This is a genomic window from Bradyrhizobium cedriense, from assembly GCF_054602315.1.
Genome location: NZ_JBTSWB010000011.1, coordinates 134575 through 149485, shown reverse-complemented (window position 1 = coordinate 149485; position 14911 = coordinate 134575). Strand labels below are relative to the sequence as shown.

The following is a 14911-nucleotide window of genomic DNA, read 5'->3' as shown; positions in this document are numbered from 1 at the left end:
AATCGCAAGGTCGACTGTAGCCCGGATGAGCGGAGCGACATCCGGGATTCCATGAGCAACGTCCCGGGTATCGCTGCGCTCACCCGGGCTACAGACAAATCAATGCCCTACTCCGCCCTACTCCGCCGCGATCTGCCGCGGCGCCGGCGGCGGGTTCGCCAGATCTGCGGCGAGCTGGGCGTAGCGGGCCTTGGCGTCGTGCACTGCCTTCTCCTTCACCGGGCCGTAGCCGCGGATGCGATCGGGCAGTGACAGCAGTTCGACGGCGGTGTCGATCGTAACCGGCGACAGCAGGCCGAGCACGGTGGCGACGTCCTTCTCGTAGCCGGCGATCAGATCGCGCTCGAGCTTGCGGTCGGCGCTGCGGCCGAAAATGTCGAATGGCGTGCCGCGCAGGAACTTGAATTTCGCCAGCACGCGGAAGACGCTCAGCATCCAAGGGCCAAAGGCGCGCTTCTTCGGGCGCCCCAACGCATCGACGCCTCGGCTGAGGATCGGCGGCGCCAGGTTGAAGTTGAACTTGAAGTCGCCCTCGAACTGATCGCGGAGCTGCTGCTCAAAGGCGCCGTTGGTGTAGAGGCGCGCAACTTCGTACTCGTCCTTGTAGGCGAGGAGCTTGGCGTAGTTGACCGCGACCGCCCGCGGCAGCGCATCGCCATAACCGCCCTGCTTGGCGGCATCGCGAACCTGGTCGACCAGCTTGCGATAACGTCTTGCCAGCCGACCGTTCTGATAGGCGGTCAGGTGCTTGACGCGATGTTCGATGACCTCATCGAGCGTCATCGCGTCAAGGGTCTTGGGCGCGACCACCTCGTCCGTTCCCTTCAGCATCGCGGCAAGGCGCGCGGGGTCTGCGACTGCGAGACGGCCGAGGCGGAAGGCTTCCTTGTTCATCTTGATCGAGACGCCGTTGATCTCGATGGCCTGCTCGATCGATTCCGCCGACAGCGGGAACAGCCCCTTCTGATAGGCGTACCCCATCATCATCATGTTGGTCGCGATGGCATCACCGAGCAGCTGCTCTGCCGGCCTGGTGAAATCGAAGAACACGGAGTCCTTGTGCAGCGCCGTTTCCAACAGCCCATTCAGCTTGCGGGTCTGGAAGTTGAAGTCGCGGTTGAGGACGAAGTCGGCGGTGGGAATGACATGACTGTTGATGATGCCGCGGGTGCGGCTGGTGTCGCAGAGCGAGATCGTGTCCTTGGCGACGGCAACCACCTCGTCAGCGGCAAGCACGAGATCGGCCGTGCCGGTGACGATGCGCGAGCAGGTCACTTCCGCCGGATGATCGGACAGGCGGACATGGCTGAGCACCGCCCCGCCCTTCTGCGCAAGGCCTGACATGTCGAGGATCATCGAGGCCTTGCCCTCGATATGGGCGGCCATGCCGAGCAGCGCGCCGATGGTGAGAACGCCGGTGCCGCCGACACCGCCAACCGCGATGTTGTAGGGCTTGTCGAGCGTCGGGCGCGCGGCCGGCTCGGGCAGCGCGCCGATATCGGCGAGCTCAGCCGGCGCGCGGTGGCGCGGCTTGCCGCCGTCCACGGTGACGAAGGACGGACAGAAGCCCTTCACGCAGGAATAGTCCTTGTTGCAGGACGACTGGTTGATGGCGCGCTTGCGGCCGAACTCGGTCTCCAGCGGCTCCACCGAGATGCAGTTCGACTGCACCGAGCAGTCGCCGCAGCCTTCGCAGACCGCAGGGTTGATCATGACGCGGCGCGCCGGATCCTCCAGCAGCCCGCGCTTGCGGCGTCGGCGCTTTTCGGCCGCGCAGGTCTGTACGAAGACGATCGCCGAGGTGCCCTTGTACTCGCGGCACATCTTCATGACGCTGTCGAGCTCGTCGCGGTGATACTTCTTCACGCCGGGCGCGATGGTGTCGTCCGGATAGGCGTCGGGCGCTTCGGAGACGAGATAGATCTCACGGATGCCTTCGGCATGAAGCTGGAAGGTGATCTGCTGCGGCGAGAGATCGCCGTCGTGGCGCTGGCCGCCGGTCATGGCGACGGCGTCGTTGTAGAGAATCTTGTAGGTGATGTTGGTCTTGGAGGCGACCGCCTGGCGGATCGCGAGCAGCCCGGAGTGGAAATAGGTGCCGTCGCCGAGATTGGCAAAGATGTGGTTCTCGTTGGTGAAGGGCGCGATACCGACCCACGGCACGCCCTCGCCGCCCATATGCGTGAACGTCTCGGTCGAGCGGTCCATCCACAGCGCCATGAAGTGACAGCCAATGCCTGCGAGCGCGCGGCTGCCTTCGGGGACTTTCGTGGACGTGTTGTGGGGACAGCCGGAGCAGAAATACGGGGTACGGGAGACAGGCGCGACCGCCTGCATCTGGGTGGCCTGGCGGCCGTTGAACCAATCGGCCTTGACGCGGAGCATCTCCGCGATTTCAGGGTTGAGGTTAAGTCGGAGAAGTCGCTCGGTGAGCGAGGTCGCAAGCGAAGCGACGCTGAGCTCGGCGGAGAAGGTCAGGAAGCGCTTGTCGTGCTCGTCCATCTTGCCGACGATGCGCGGGCGAACGTCGTCGCGCCAGTTGAACAGCTCCTGCTTGACCTGGTTCTCGACGATCTCGCGGCGTTCCTCGATAATGAATATCTCTTCGAGGCCGACAGCGAACTGCCGCACGCCTTCCGGCTCCAGCGGCCAGGGCATGCCGATCTTGTAGAGACGAAGGCCGATCTTGGCGGCGACCTCCTCGGTGATGCCGAGCTCGCGCAGCGCCTGCCGCACGTCCTCATAGCTCTTGCCCGACGCCATAATGCCGAAGCGGGCGTTCGGCGAATCCATGGTGACGCGGTTGACCTTGTTGGCACGCGCGAAGGCGATCGCCGCAAAACCCTTGTAGTCCTGCAGGCGTCGATCCTGCTCGAAGCGGTCGTCGGGCCAGCGCAGGTTGAGGCCTCCGGGCGGCAGCTCGAAATCGGTGGGGATGATGAAAGGCTTCATCTCGTCGGTGAGATCGATCTCGGCGGTGGTCTCCACCGTCTCGGTGATCACCTTCATGCCGACCCAGCAGCCGGAATAGCGCGACATCGCGATGCCGAGCAGCCCCATCTCGATCATCTCGTGGATGCTCGAGGGATAGAGATACGGCATCAGCGCCGAGATGAAGGCATGGTCGGACTGATGCGGAACGGTCGAGGATTTTGCGCCGTGGTCATCGCCGGCCAGGCACAGCACGCCGCCGTTCTTGGCCGAGCCCGCCGCATTGCCGTGGCGGAACACGTCGCCGCAGCGGTCAACGCCGGGCCCCTTGCCGTACCAGATGCCGACGACCCCGTCATATTTGGCGCCGGGCGAGAGGTTGAGCTGCTGTGAGCCCCAGACGGCGGTCGCCGCCAGATCCTCGTTCACGCCGGGTTGGAACTTGATGTTGTATTGCTCGAGATGCTTGCGGGCTGCAAAGAGCTGCTGGTCATAACCTCCGAGCGGCGAACCGCGATAGCCGGAGATGAAGCCCGCGGTGTTGAGGCCGTTGGCGCGGTCGCGCCGGATCTGGGCCATCGGCAGGCGGACCAGGGCCTGGATGCCCGTGGTGAAGACGTGTCCGGTTTCCTGGGTGTATTTTTGATCGAGACTGATCGGACCCTGGTTGATGCCCATGCTGTCCTCGTTTCGCCCTGCTCAGGCCGTTGTTATGAAAGGGTCGCTTAAGCCGTTGCCCGCCCGTTGTTTTTAGCTAGGGCGCGCCGACCACCGCCGCCACTCTATGTCGGATATTTCATGATCCGCACCACAAATCTGGGCCGAAGGGCGCGCCGGGTAAAAATCGCAATTTCGTGGCCTGAAACACGCCGGGCATTTTCAATTTGTGTCACCATACCCCCGCCGTTGCGAAATGAATGGCCGCCCCCAGGGTGCCGAATGACGGCGATTGGTCGCAGGAGACGCCTCGATGCGGACGATTCTGACTGTGATCGCGTTGTGCAGTGCGGTTGCGAGCACGGCCCTCGCCGGGCCATCGCCCGAGCTGATCGCCTATGGCAAGGCACTCGTCGAGGCCGGCGACTGCGCGGGCTGCCACACCGCCGATCCGGCGAAGCCGTTCGCGGGCGGAAAGCGCATCGACACGCCGTTCGGCGCGCTCTATGCGCCGAACCTGACCCCGGACCGCGACACCGGCATTGGCGCCTGGACCGACGCCGATTTCGTCCGCGCGGTGCGCACCGGCATCGCGCCCGACGGCTCGAACTATTACCCGGCCTTCCCCTATCCCTACTTCACGCGGATGACGAAGGACGACGTGCTCGCGATCCGCGCCTATCTCGGAACGCTGGCGCCCTTGGCGAGCCGCAACAAGCCGCCGGAGCTGCGTTGGCCATTCGGCTATCGCGGCCTGATACGGCTGTGGAACGCCATGTACTTCAAGCCCGGCCTGTTCGAGCCGGACCAGAGCAAGAGCACGGCCTGGAACAGAGGCGGCTACCTCGTCACCGGGCTCGGTCATTGCGGCGCCTGCCACACGCCCAAGAACTATTTCGGCGCCGACAGGGACGCGCAGGCCTTGTCCGGCAACGAGATCGGCGGCTGGTACGCCCCAAGGCTCGACGGCGCCGTCCGCACCGGGCTGAAATCGTGGAGCGTCGAGGACATCGCCGAGTATCTGCAAAGCGGGCGCAACGCCAGGAGCCATGCCGGCGGGCCTATGGCGGAGGTCGTCGTCAACTCGACCTCGAAAATGAACGATACCGATGTGCGCGCAATCGCCGTTTACTTGAAGAGCTTGCCGCCGGCGCGGCGCGAGACGATCGTGACGCCGCCGGACGATGCCGAGATGAAGGCCGGCCAGGCGGTCTACGCAAAGCTCTGCATCGCGTGCCATGAGGCGGACGGGTCCGGCGCGCCGCGGATTTATCCGCCGCTGCCCGGCAACGCGCTGCTGCAATCGATCAATCCGTCCTCCACCTTGCGCATCATCCTCGACGGCGCCCACACCGTGACGACACCGCGCGCGCCCAACACCGGCGAAATGCCGGGCTATGCCAACCAACTGTCCGACCAGGAGATCGCGGCGGTGACGAATTACATCCGCAATTCCTGGGGCAATGCGGGCCTGCTGGTGACCCCGGCCCAGGTGGCGAAGGCGAGAAAGCGAGAAGCGAATGGGGAATAGTGAGTGGGGAATGGCCCAGACTATTCGCCATTCGCGCGCGCCAGCGCTCACCGCTCCTCGTCGCCCGTGAACACGAATTTCGGCATCTCCCATCGGTAGCGCACAGCGAGCAGGCGCAAGCTGAGGCCGAGCACGAAGGTCAAGATCGTCCAGAGCTCGGCATTGAGATTGAGGCCGAACGCGGTGGCGTAGAACAACCCCGTCACGACCGAGACGCTGGCATAGAGCTCGGAGCGAAACAGCAGCGGCACGTCGTTGCAGAGCACATCGCGCAACACACCGCCGGCGCAGCCCGTCACCATGCCCGAGACGATCACGATCGGCAGCGAGGCATCCATCTGCCAGCCGACGTTGCAGCCGATCATGGTGAAGACGACGAGGCCGATCGCATCGAGCACGATGAAGGCGAGGTACAGCCGATGCACGAAGCGCGCGATCAGGATCGTCAGCAGCGCCGCCCCACCCGGCAGTGCAAGGTAAATCGGGTTGGCCACCCACACCAGCGGATAGTGACCGAGAAACAGATCGCGCAGCGTACCGCCGCCAAGCGCGGTGATGCAGGCGAGAAGACAAACGCCGACGTAATCCATGCTGCGCCGCCCCGCGGCCAGTGCGGCCGTCATGCCCTCCGCCGTCAAGGCGACGAGGGCCAGAAAGTGCAGCACGCTATCGGTCGGCGGAAGGCTCCACATCGGCTTCGTTCCCTCGTCGCGGCCATGGAACTCGCGTCCAGTTCCCGAGTGAACAGGTTCCCGATTCCCGGCACGAGAGCAACATGCGGCGAAAGCATTGGGTGGCGCGGAACGGAATCTCGCACCTGAGGGTTGTCCCGCCGTCATAACCCGAGGAGATCAATCGATGGCCGACGACCGTTTTCCCAACGATCCGTACCGCCCGAACCTCGCCGACGATGAGTATGCTCGCGCGGCGCGCCGGGATGCCGACCTGCAGGCCGATCCCGAGCTTGGCGAGGGCCCCGCCTCCAGCGGCAAGGTTGCGCTGTTTGCAGTGGCGATTGCCCTGGTGCTGGGCGCGGTATTCTATGGCCTGAACAACACAAGTACGACGAACCAGGCCAGCAATGCGCCGGCAACGCAGACTGCTCAGCAGGCCCCGTCTACCAATCCGGCCGCGCCTCCCGCCGTGCGCGACGTGACGCCGCGTAACAACACCGAGCCGGGCGTGACCACGGGCGCGGCGCCGAGCAGGCCCGCCCCTTCTACGGACTCGCCTGCTGCAAAGCCGGCACCTGATGCGCAGACGCCGTCTGACGCCAAGTAACAGTTCGCAACGAGATGTGAGAGCGGCGGGACGATGTCCCGTCGCTCTTCGTTTGCCTCGACAGTGGCTATTGACTGAAGATCTTGTTGAGCTCGCCGCCGGGATAGCCGCTTGCGAGCTCTGTGAACGTTCCCTTCTCCGCCATCTCCTTCGCGGCGCGCATGAAGCCGCCCCAGGCGGCGCGGGCGAGCGAACCGCCCACGCTGATCCGGCGCACGCCGAGATCACGGGCTTCCTGCAGCGACAGGCCTGAACCGCCGATCAGCAGGTTGAACGGCTTCGGGTGCACCGCCTTCACGACCGCAGCGATGTCCTCGCGGCTCTTCAGGCCCGGCGCGTAGAGACAGTCTGCGCCGGCATCGGCATAAGCGGTCAGTCGGTCGATGACGAGCTTGAGGTCGGTGACGCCCCACAAGTAAGCCTCGCAGCGGCCGACCAGCAGCGTGCCGCTGTCGCCGATGGCCTTGCGCGAGGCCTTAATGCGCTCGACTGCGAGGGCGCCGTCGTAGAGCGGCTTGTCCTTGTCGCCGGTGGAATCCTCGATCGAGAGGCCCGCGACTCCGGTGCGCACACCGCGCTCGACATTGTCCGCGACCCTGTCCGGCTCGACGGCAAAGCCGCCCTCGAAATCGGCATTCACGGGAATGTCGACGGCCGAGCTCAATGCTGCCAGATGCTGACAGACGTCCTCGACGTTGACGTGGTTGTCGGCCTTGCCGATGGTCCAGGCAAATCCCGCACTCGACGACGCGATCGCCTTGAAACCGAGATGCTGCAATGCCTTCGCGCTGCCGACATCGACCGGATTGGGCAGGATGAAGCAGCCGCTTTCGTGCATCTTCCTGAATGTCGCGCGCTTGTCAGCAGTTGTCACATGCATGTTCCGCTCCCTTGTTGGCCGCGCAGAGATAGGCGCGCAATCGTACGCGCGCTAGTGCGCATCGTGTACCGCGCGGCTGTCCTTCGGGGCCTGCTCGCGGTCGGTCATGCTGTAGTCGCGGATGACGCTGGCGATGCGCAGATGATAGTCCGCGAAGATTTTTGCGCGGCCTTTTGCCTGGGTGCGGCGATGCTCCATCGTGTTGCGCCAGGCCTGCACGGCTGCTTCATCCCGCCAGAACGACACGGACAAAATCTTGCCCTTCTCCGTCAGGCTCTCGAAGCGCTCGACCGAGATGAAGCCATCAATGGTTTGCAGCAGCGGCTTGAGGTCGGCCGCGAGATCGAAATAATCCTGGCGGTGTTCCGGCCTAGGCCAGACTTCGAAGATTACGGCGATCATGGGCGTCTCCTGCTGACGATGTCGTGGCCTACAATACCACTTTGCGGAGGAACGTGCGCTCCTCCGCAAGGATGAATTTCTCGGCCTCCGCAAAGTTGAAGTTTGCGGTGCCGTCGAGATCGACGCGCAGCCGTTTGCGATAGGACTCGTACGCTGCAAGGCTCTCGAACGAAATCAAGGCGAACGCGATGTTGTTAGTGCCCTCGTGGGGCATGAAGTAGCCGATCAACTCGCCGCCACATCTCGGGATGATGGTGAGCCAGCGCTTCGAATATTCCTCGAATTGCGGGCGTTTGAAGGGATCGAGCTGATAGCGGATGAAGACGGTGACGGACATGACGGGCTCCTGTGCTTGAAGCAACACGCTACGCCTTGCCCGCCCGCAATGCTTCGGCTACCATCGAAGCATGAAATCGGGCCCCGACATCGCCTTGGTCGCCTCGCTGGTCGGCGACCCCGCACGCGCCAACATGCTCACTGCGCTGATGAACGGCCGCGCGCTCACCGCGAGCGAGCTGGCGCAGGAGGCCGGCATCACACCGCAGACCGCCAGCTCGCATCTTTCGAAGCTCGAGGCCGGCGGTCTGATCGAGCCGGAGAAGCAGGGTCGCCACCGCTATTATCGGCTCACCGACGACGACGTCGCCGGCGTGCTCGAGGGGCTCGCGGGCCTTGCTGCGCGCACCGGCCACATGCGCGTGCGCACCGGACCGAAGGATCCGGCGATGCGGCGCGCGCGGATCTGCTACGATCATCTCGCCGGCGATCTCGGCGTGCAGATGCTCGACACCATGCGCGCCCGGCAGTTGATCAGGCAGAAGAAGCAGGACATCGAGCTCACGGCCGAGGGCGAGCGCTTCCTGGCCAAACATCTGCAGATCTCGTCCGACATGCTCACCCATCCGCGCCGCCCGGTGTGCAAGGCCTGCCTCGACTGGAGCGAACGGCGGCACCATCTCGCCGGCACGCTGGGCGCGGCGTTGATGCAGCGCTTCGCCGAGCTGAAATGGGCCGCGCGCGATGCCACGCCCGGCAGCCGCGTCGTGAATTTCACCCGTACCGGCGAGAAGCAGTTCGCCGCGCTGTTCGGGAATGCGAACGACTGATCACGTGGGACGGATGAGATCGCACGTTTGCGTGTGAATGCGCGCTCTCGTCGTGGCCGGGCTTGACCCGGCCGTTGACGTCTTTATGCGCATTGTCATTCCGGGATGGTCCGAAAGACCAGACCCGGAATCTCGAGATTCCGGGTTCGCGCTGGGCGCGCCCCGGAATGACTGCTCCAATTACGAGACCCTCCATGAACCGCCTCCTCCTGGCCGCGCTCGTCGCCGCCCTTCTCGTCTCTCCGTTCACCTTCGCCATCGCCGCGGACACCGCGCCCCGCGAGCCCTATGGCATCGCGCTGGAAGGCTTTGCCTATCCCTACCCCGTGCACTTCCTGCCGCTCGTCAACGACGGCGAGCAGCTCAGCATGGCCTATATGGACGTGGCCCCTGCGCAACCGAATGGCCGCACCGTGGTGCTGCTGCACGGACGCAATTTCCCGTCGAGCTATTGGGCACCGGTGATCAAGATGCTCAGCGAGGCCGGCTTTCGCATCGTGGTGCCGGACCAGATCGGATTCGGCAAATCCTCCAAGCCGCAGGGCGAACTGCATTTCGACACGCTGGCGCGCAACACCATCGCGCTGCTCGACCATCTCAAAGTCGACAAGGCCGAGATCATCGCCCATTCGCTCGGCGGCATGTTGGGAGTGCGCATTGCGCGCGCCTACCCCGATCGCGTCGCCCATCTCGTTCTGACGGCGCCGATCGGGCTCGAAGACTACCGCCTCTACGTGCCCCCTACGCCGACCGAGAAGATGATCGAGACCGAGGACAAGCTCACGGCGGAGGGCTACCGGAAGCAGCTCCAGACCAATTATGCGATCAAGCTGCCGGCCGAAGCGATCACGCCGTTCATCGATGCCCGCTTCAACATCAAGGGCAGCCCGGACTATCCGCGCTGGCTGCGTGCCTTCGTCAGCTCCGGCCAGATGATTTACCGAGAGCCGGTCGCGCACGAGATCCCGCTCATCACGCTGCCCACGCTGTTCATCATGGGGGCGGACGACCACAATGCGCCGGGCCGGCCACTCGCGCCCGAGGCGGTGCGGGCCAAGATGGGGCAGAACGCCGAGCTCGCGAAGGCGCTCGCCGCGAAGATGCCCAATGCGCGGGCGGAAGTGATCCCGGACACCGGGCACCTCGTCTTCCTGGAGGCGCCCGAGAAGTACAAGGAACTGGTGCTTAGTTTTCTCGGCCGCTAGCAACACTTGCGTGTCGTCTGAGGCAGGATGCCCGGAACGTTCATGCCGCATTCAGGTCATGATTGGCAGGTTTGGATCACGACGTGTCGGCACGCCGCAGATTTAACGTGTCGAATCGTTAACGTGTCGAATCGCGTCTCTTGATTCATTGTTCGCCAGAAGCGCCATGTCCCTAAGCCTGCCTCCAAGGACCAGAAGGAAGACCAGATGAAATACCTGTTTGCCGCCGTCATGCTCGCCAGTGCAGTCGTCGGTTTCAGCGAGGCGGCCAGCGCCGCCGGCGGTTGCGGCCCGGGTTGGTATCGCGGCCCCTATGGCAGCTGCCGTCCGATGCGCGGCCCGGTCGTCGTTCGCCGCGCTCCGGTGGTGGTCGCCCCGGCGCCGATCGTCGTTGTGCCTCGCGCGCGCGTGTGCCCCTACGGCTTCCGCTGGTACGCCGGCCGCTGCCGCCCGTTCTGATCTCGTCCATCTGCTTTGAGAGTGGCCGCGCGGCGGAAGCCTGCGCGGCCATTTTTTTCGGTTTGCGGCCGACGAGTTGGGCCGCCGCCGGACCGAAGCGCCTGCGAATCGAAACGGGGATCGCCAGCAGCGACCCCCGTCCAATCCGCGAACCGGCGCGACCTCACCAGTGATGGCGGCGGTGCCAGCGCCGGCGATGCCGACGCAAATGACGGCGGCGCCAGCCCCAGTGGCGATGATGATGGCCATGCCAGTGGACCTGCTCGGGCGTCAGCTTGGCGGATTCCTCGCTGGTGGTGACCGCGGGATGAGCGTCGGAATTGCCTTGCGGCGTGCGGGTGGGATCGGCGACGGGCTGCGGCGACAACGGCGCGGCCTGCGCGGCAGTCGCGGCGAAGGCGGCGGCGCCCGCCGTCAGTCCCAATGCAAGTTTCAAAAAGTTCCGGCGCTCCATCTTTCTTCCTTCTTGGATCATCGTGTCTGTGATGCAGAGGAAGTATCGCGCTGATGGCATGAACCGAAGCTGAATCGCGCGTTCAGATTCATTGCGCAGCAGGCTGTGTCACGCCTATTTCGCAATCTCCTGCGCCAGCACCAGCGTCTCGCGCGAGCGCTTGACGTCGGGCCAATCACGATCGAAGTCGGCGACGAGCTTTTCTAGCGCGTCACCTGTCAGCATCGCATTCAGCTTTGCCTCGTCCTCGAACCGATACATCGCCTGGTGCAGTGAAGGATCGTCCAGGCTCCAGAACCGCCAGGCTTTGCTGACGCCGAACGCCTTCATCGCATCGGGCAGATGTTCCGTCTCGTACCATCGGTCGAAGGCGGCGCGCTTGCTGGCGTCTGTGACGGTGGCGCGGACGACGAAGAAAGCTGCTGGCATTGGTTTTCCTCCTGTTGTTTGCAGAAAGGATAGCCGCTTCAGCCCTCGGCGACAAAAAATTCGGCACCCGTGTCGGAACGCGCGCCCTTCGCGCGTCCTTGGCTCGAACGGCGACATGGAGACGCAGAATGGCCGACCTCACGCTGACCACCTTCGACTGGGTTCCCGAAGCGCCCAGAGGGTTCGTGCGCGACCTCCGTGTGCGCTGGGCCCTCGAAGAAGCGGCCGTGCCTTACCGCGTCGTCGGCGTGCCGTTCGACGACCGGGGCGCGGCACATCTCGCGCGCCAGCCGTTCGGCCAGGTGCCATGGCTGACCGATGGCGAGCTCTCGATCTTCGAGAGCGGCGCGATCCTGCTGCATCTGGGCGAACGCAGCACACAGCTGATGCCGCAAGACCCGCGCGGCCGCTCCGAGACGACTGAATGGGTGTTCGCCGCGCTCAATTCGGTGGAGATGGCGAGCCTGCCCTGGGCTATGTCGAAATTCATGGGACATCCGAGCGACACCCAGGCGTGGAAATTCGTAGACGACTTCCTCAAGCTGCGCCTGAAGCATCTCGAGCCGGTGCTCGCCAGCCGCGAATGGCTGGCCGGCTCCTTCTCGGTTGCCGACATCCTGATGTCGGATGTGCTGCGTGTCGTCGATGGTTTCGGCGGCTTGGCGGACAGCCCTGCCTGCCGCGCCTACGTCTCGCGCGCCATCGGCCGCCCGGCGTTTGCCAAGGCACACGCCGACCAGATCGCGCATTTCGCGGCGGCGGATAAAGGCCGCTGAGCGTGATGTACCTCACACAATGAAATCCCGGCGCGGCATATAAACGCCGCCACCGGAAGGAAGCCGTTCGACAGGTGACACATGGCCCGCATCGAGTATCTCAAGCAACAGGTTGCCCGCGCCGAGCGGCTGGCGAAAGCCATCCTCGACCGGCAGACAGCCGAGCGGCTTCAGGCCTTGGCCGCCGAGTGCCGCGCGGAGCTTTCGGAGCTGACGGTCAAGCGCGCCGCATGATGCGTGGTTGCGCCGAGAAAGCAGCGCATCACACCAGCTTCAGCGGAGCATCGGCGACCACCCTGAGGTCAATACGTCCGATCAGAGCCGAACGCCGCGCCTCCGCAGCACTGATGGCCTCGTCCGTCTGCCGCAGCGTGCTGACGTTGGAGCCGAGCGAGACGATCCCGCCCAGCACCAGCGCGATCGAGCCGAGCGCCGCGGTCTGACCGAAGCCGAACAGCCCGAGGATCGTAACCAACAGCAGCGCTGCCCCGCCACCGATGGCGATCTTCGACGCCAGAATGTACTTGCGGCATCGCTCGGCGATCTCGGCGAGCGCCTCGATCCGCGCTTCGATGTCGGAAATCTCGTCGGTTGGATCGTCTTCGGTCATTGGCTTTGTGAGCTAGCACTAGCAGATCGAGGAACTTCGATTGTAGAGCACCCTGGCCTAGGACATCGGCACGATGCACGCAGGGATAGGCCCAATCGACATAGACGGCTCGCGCGAAGAACCACCAGCGTTGGCAGATGGATTGGAGTCGTTTGCAGGGCTCGGCAAGACCCTCACGCGAACAGTCACCCGGTCCCGCCTTCGATCGGTGATCGCTTCGTATCGGAGACTATCCGGCCCGCTGTAACCAGGCCGAGCCAAGTAGAAAACGCTTATGCCGCGGATCCAGCGCCCGACACAAGCTCGATCGCTTCCAGAGTCGCCCGCCACCTCGAAATCCTCAATCCGATAACAGACGATCCCATGTTCCGGTGTCTGCATAAGCAAGAGCCGGGGAAGCTCGATCGGCGTACACGTATTGTCGGCGTCAGCGTAGCCTTCGATAACGGTCTCTTCCGACGACCGGGCGGTAACGGTCATCCGGTTGTCTTGCGCGAAGCACGATATGTCGGTCGCCAGGACTGCGAACAACACGCCCAATATCAGGTTGCACGAGCCATTGGCGCTCCGACACAATCGTCGATGCCAACTTGCCATGACGTCTCCATCCCTCACAACGGCAAATTGTCGTGCTTCTTCGCCGGCATTTCCGTCTTCTTGTCCTTCAGCATCGCCAGCGCACGGGCAATCCGCTTTCGCGTCGAGTGCGGCATGATGACGTCGTCGATGTAGCCGCGCTCGGCGGCGATGAAGGGGGACAAGAAGCGGTCTTCGTATTCCTTGGTGCGGGCGGCGATCTTGTCGGGGTCGCCAATGTCGCTGCGGAAGATGATCTCGACCGCGCCCTTGGCGCCCATCACGGCGATCTGGGCGGTCGGCCAGGCATAGTTCATGTCGGCGCCGATTTCCTTCGACGCCATGACGTCGAAGGCGCCGCCATAGGCCTTGCGGGTGATCACGGTCACGAGCGGCACCGTGCATTGCGAGTACGCGAACAGCAGTTTCGCGCCGTGCTTGATCAGGCCGCCATATTCCTGCGCGGTGCCCGGCAGGAAGCCCGGCACGTCGACGAAGGTGACGATCGGGATGTTGAAGGCATCGCAGAAACGAACGAAGCGTGCCGCTTTGCGCGAGGCATCAGAGTCGAGCACGCCGGCCAGCACCATCGGCTGGTTGGCGACGAAGCCGACGGTGCGCCCTGCGATACGACCGAAACCGGTGACGATGTTCTTGGCGAAGGCTTCCGCAATCTCGAAAAAGTCCCCCTCGTCCACCACCTTCAGGATCAGCTCCTTCATGTCGTAGGGCTTGTTCGGATTGTCGGGGATCAGCGTGTCCAGGGACATGTCGACGCGGCCGATGTCGTCGAAGCTCGGCCATTCCGGCACGCCGTCGGTGTTGTTGGACGGCAGGAAGTCGATCAGGCGCCGCATCTGCAGCAGCGTCTCGACGTCGTTCTCGAAGGCGCCGTCGGCGATTGAGGAGCGCGTGGCGTGCACCGAGGCGCCGCCCAGCTCTTCGGCGGTGACGACCTCGTTGGTGACGGTCTTCACCACGTCGGGACCGGTGACGAACATGTAGCTGGTATTCTTCACCATGAAGATGAAGTCGGTCATCGCGGGCGAATAGACGTCGCCGCCGGCACAGGGGCCCATGATGACGGAGATCTGCGGGATCACGCCCGAGGCCAGCACGTTGCGGCGGAAGACGTAGGAGTAGCCGGCGAGCGCGGCGACGCCTTCCTGGATGCGGGCACCGCCCGCGTCATAGAGGCCGATGATGGGCGCCCTCGCCTTCATCGCCATGTCCTGGAGCTTCGTGATCTTCAGCGCGTGCGTTTCCGAGAGCGAGCCGCCGAACACTGTAAAATCCTTGGCGAAGACGAACGTCTTGCGGCCGTTGACGGTGCCCCAACCCGTGACGACGCCGTCGCCGGGGATCTTGTTCTTCTCCATGCCGAACTCGGTGGAGCGGTGCTCGACGAACATGTCGAATTCCTCGAACGACCCCTTGTCGAGCAGGAGCTCGATGCGCTCGCGCGCGGTCAGCTTGCCGCGGGCGTGCTGCGCCTCGATGCGCTTCTCACCCCCGCCGAGCTTTGCGCCGGCACGACGATCTTCAAGGGCGTCCAGGATATGTTTCATTTGCTCCCGCCAGTTCTTTGCCTTAGGTGATGCCGGGTTCTAACAC

General features: G+C 64.2%; 16 protein-coding genes. 7 read left to right on the top strand and 9 right to left on the bottom strand.

The features are described 5' to 3' along the window. Positions 1-117 precede the first annotated feature (117 nt). Entirely contained in the window at positions 118-3609 is a 3492-nt protein-coding gene (locus ACYCVF_RS34560; protein WP_459604156.1) for an indolepyruvate ferredoxin oxidoreductase family protein, read from the bottom strand. 292 nt (positions 3610-3901) lie between these two features. Here ACYCVF_RS34560 and ACYCVF_RS34555 point away from each other — a divergent pair, with 292 nt between their 5' ends. Continuing rightward, positions 3902-5119 carry a cytochrome c gene (locus tag ACYCVF_RS34555; RefSeq protein ID WP_459604155.1) on the top strand — a complete coding sequence of 406 codons (1218 nt, stop codon included), beginning with the start codon at positions 3902-3904 and terminating at the stop codon, positions 5117-5119. Positions 5120-5166: 47 nt separating this feature from the next. Here the strand turns inward: ACYCVF_RS34555 and ACYCVF_RS34550 are convergent, their stop codons facing one another. After that, positions 5167-5811 carry a trimeric intracellular cation channel family protein gene (locus ACYCVF_RS34550; RefSeq protein WP_459604154.1) on the bottom strand — a complete coding sequence of 215 codons (645 nt, stop codon included), beginning with the start codon at positions 5809-5811 and terminating at the stop codon, positions 5167-5169. Between the two features lie 166 nt (positions 5812-5977). Between ACYCVF_RS34550 and ACYCVF_RS34545 the strand changes: the two genes are divergently transcribed. Next, entirely contained in the window at positions 5978-6400 is a 423-nt protein-coding gene (locus tag ACYCVF_RS34545; protein WP_459604153.1) for a hypothetical protein, read from the top strand. Between the two features lie 67 nt (positions 6401-6467). On the opposite strand, the gene ACYCVF_RS34540 is transcribed toward ACYCVF_RS34545, so the two are convergent. The 3 genes from ACYCVF_RS34540 to ACYCVF_RS34530 are packed head-to-tail and all read right to left on the bottom strand — an operon-like array spanning position 6468 to position 8019. Beyond that, entirely contained in the window at positions 6468-7280 is an 813-nt protein-coding gene (locus ACYCVF_RS34540) for an isocitrate lyase/PEP mutase family protein (protein WP_459604152.1), read from the bottom strand. 51 nt (positions 7281-7331) lie between these two features. Further along, positions 7332-7682: an antibiotic biosynthesis monooxygenase family protein gene (locus ACYCVF_RS34535; protein WP_459604151.1), complete on the bottom strand. Its 351-nt coding sequence runs from the start codon at positions 7680-7682 to the stop codon at positions 7332-7334. A gap of 28 nt (positions 7683-7710) precedes the next feature. After that, the gene (locus tag ACYCVF_RS34530; protein WP_459604150.1) at positions 7711-8019 is read right to left on the bottom strand and encodes an NIPSNAP family protein; all 309 of its coding nucleotides are present in this window, start codon (positions 8017-8019) and stop codon (positions 7711-7713) included. A 70-nt stretch (positions 8020-8089) separates the two neighbouring features. On the opposite strand from ACYCVF_RS34530, the gene ACYCVF_RS34525 reads away from it, so the two are divergent. The 3 genes from ACYCVF_RS34525 (at position 8090) to ACYCVF_RS34515 (ending at position 10452) form a co-directional block, all read left to right on the top strand. Then, on the top strand, positions 8090-8788 hold the full coding sequence (locus tag ACYCVF_RS34525; protein ID WP_459604149.1) for an ArsR/SmtB family transcription factor: 699 nt from the start codon (positions 8090-8092) through the stop codon (positions 8786-8788). Between the two features lie 194 nt (positions 8789-8982). Continuing rightward, a complete protein-coding gene (locus tag ACYCVF_RS34520; protein ID WP_459604148.1) occupies positions 8983-9993 on the top strand; it encodes an alpha/beta fold hydrolase in 1011 nt (336 codons plus the stop codon). A gap of 207 nt (positions 9994-10200) precedes the next feature. Continuing rightward, positions 10201-10452, top strand: a complete 252-nt coding sequence (locus tag ACYCVF_RS34515) for a GCG_CRPN prefix-to-repeats domain-containing protein (protein ID WP_459604147.1) — start codon at positions 10201-10203, stop codon at positions 10450-10452. Between the two features lie 163 nt (positions 10453-10615). Here ACYCVF_RS34515 and ACYCVF_RS34510 read toward each other — a convergent pair whose 3' ends face one another. Together ACYCVF_RS34510 and ACYCVF_RS34505 are read right to left on the bottom strand one after the other, a co-directional pair. Beyond that, positions 10616-10906, bottom strand: a complete 291-nt coding sequence (locus ACYCVF_RS34510; protein WP_459604146.1) for a twin-arginine translocation signal domain-containing protein — start codon at positions 10904-10906, stop codon at positions 10616-10618. A 114-nt stretch (positions 10907-11020) separates the two neighbouring features. Beyond that, positions 11021-11335, bottom strand: a complete 315-nt coding sequence (locus tag ACYCVF_RS34505) for a hypothetical protein (protein ID WP_459604145.1) — start codon at positions 11333-11335, stop codon at positions 11021-11023. A gap of 128 nt (positions 11336-11463) precedes the next feature. Here ACYCVF_RS34505 and ACYCVF_RS34500 point away from each other — a divergent pair, with 128 nt between their 5' ends. Next, entirely contained in the window at positions 11464-12111 is a 648-nt protein-coding gene (locus ACYCVF_RS34500; RefSeq protein WP_459604144.1) for a glutathione S-transferase family protein, read from the top strand. 81 nt (positions 12112-12192) lie between these two features. Next, complete coding sequence (locus ACYCVF_RS34495; RefSeq protein ID WP_459604143.1) at positions 12193-12345, top strand: hypothetical protein; 153 nt, start codon at positions 12193-12195, stop codon at positions 12343-12345. A 28-nt stretch (positions 12346-12373) separates the two neighbouring features. Here the strand turns inward: ACYCVF_RS34495 and ACYCVF_RS34490 are convergent, their stop codons facing one another. Continuing rightward, positions 12374-12721, bottom strand: coding sequence for a hypothetical protein (locus ACYCVF_RS34490; protein ID WP_459604142.1), 348 nt, complete (start codon positions 12719-12721; stop codon positions 12374-12376). Between the two features lie 611 nt (positions 12722-13332). Beyond that, positions 13333-14865 (bottom strand): acyl-CoA carboxylase subunit beta, encoded by a 1533-nt coding sequence (locus ACYCVF_RS34485; protein ID WP_459604141.1) that lies wholly within the window; start codon positions 14863-14865, stop codon positions 13333-13335. Between the last annotated feature and the right edge of the window lie 46 nt (positions 14866-14911).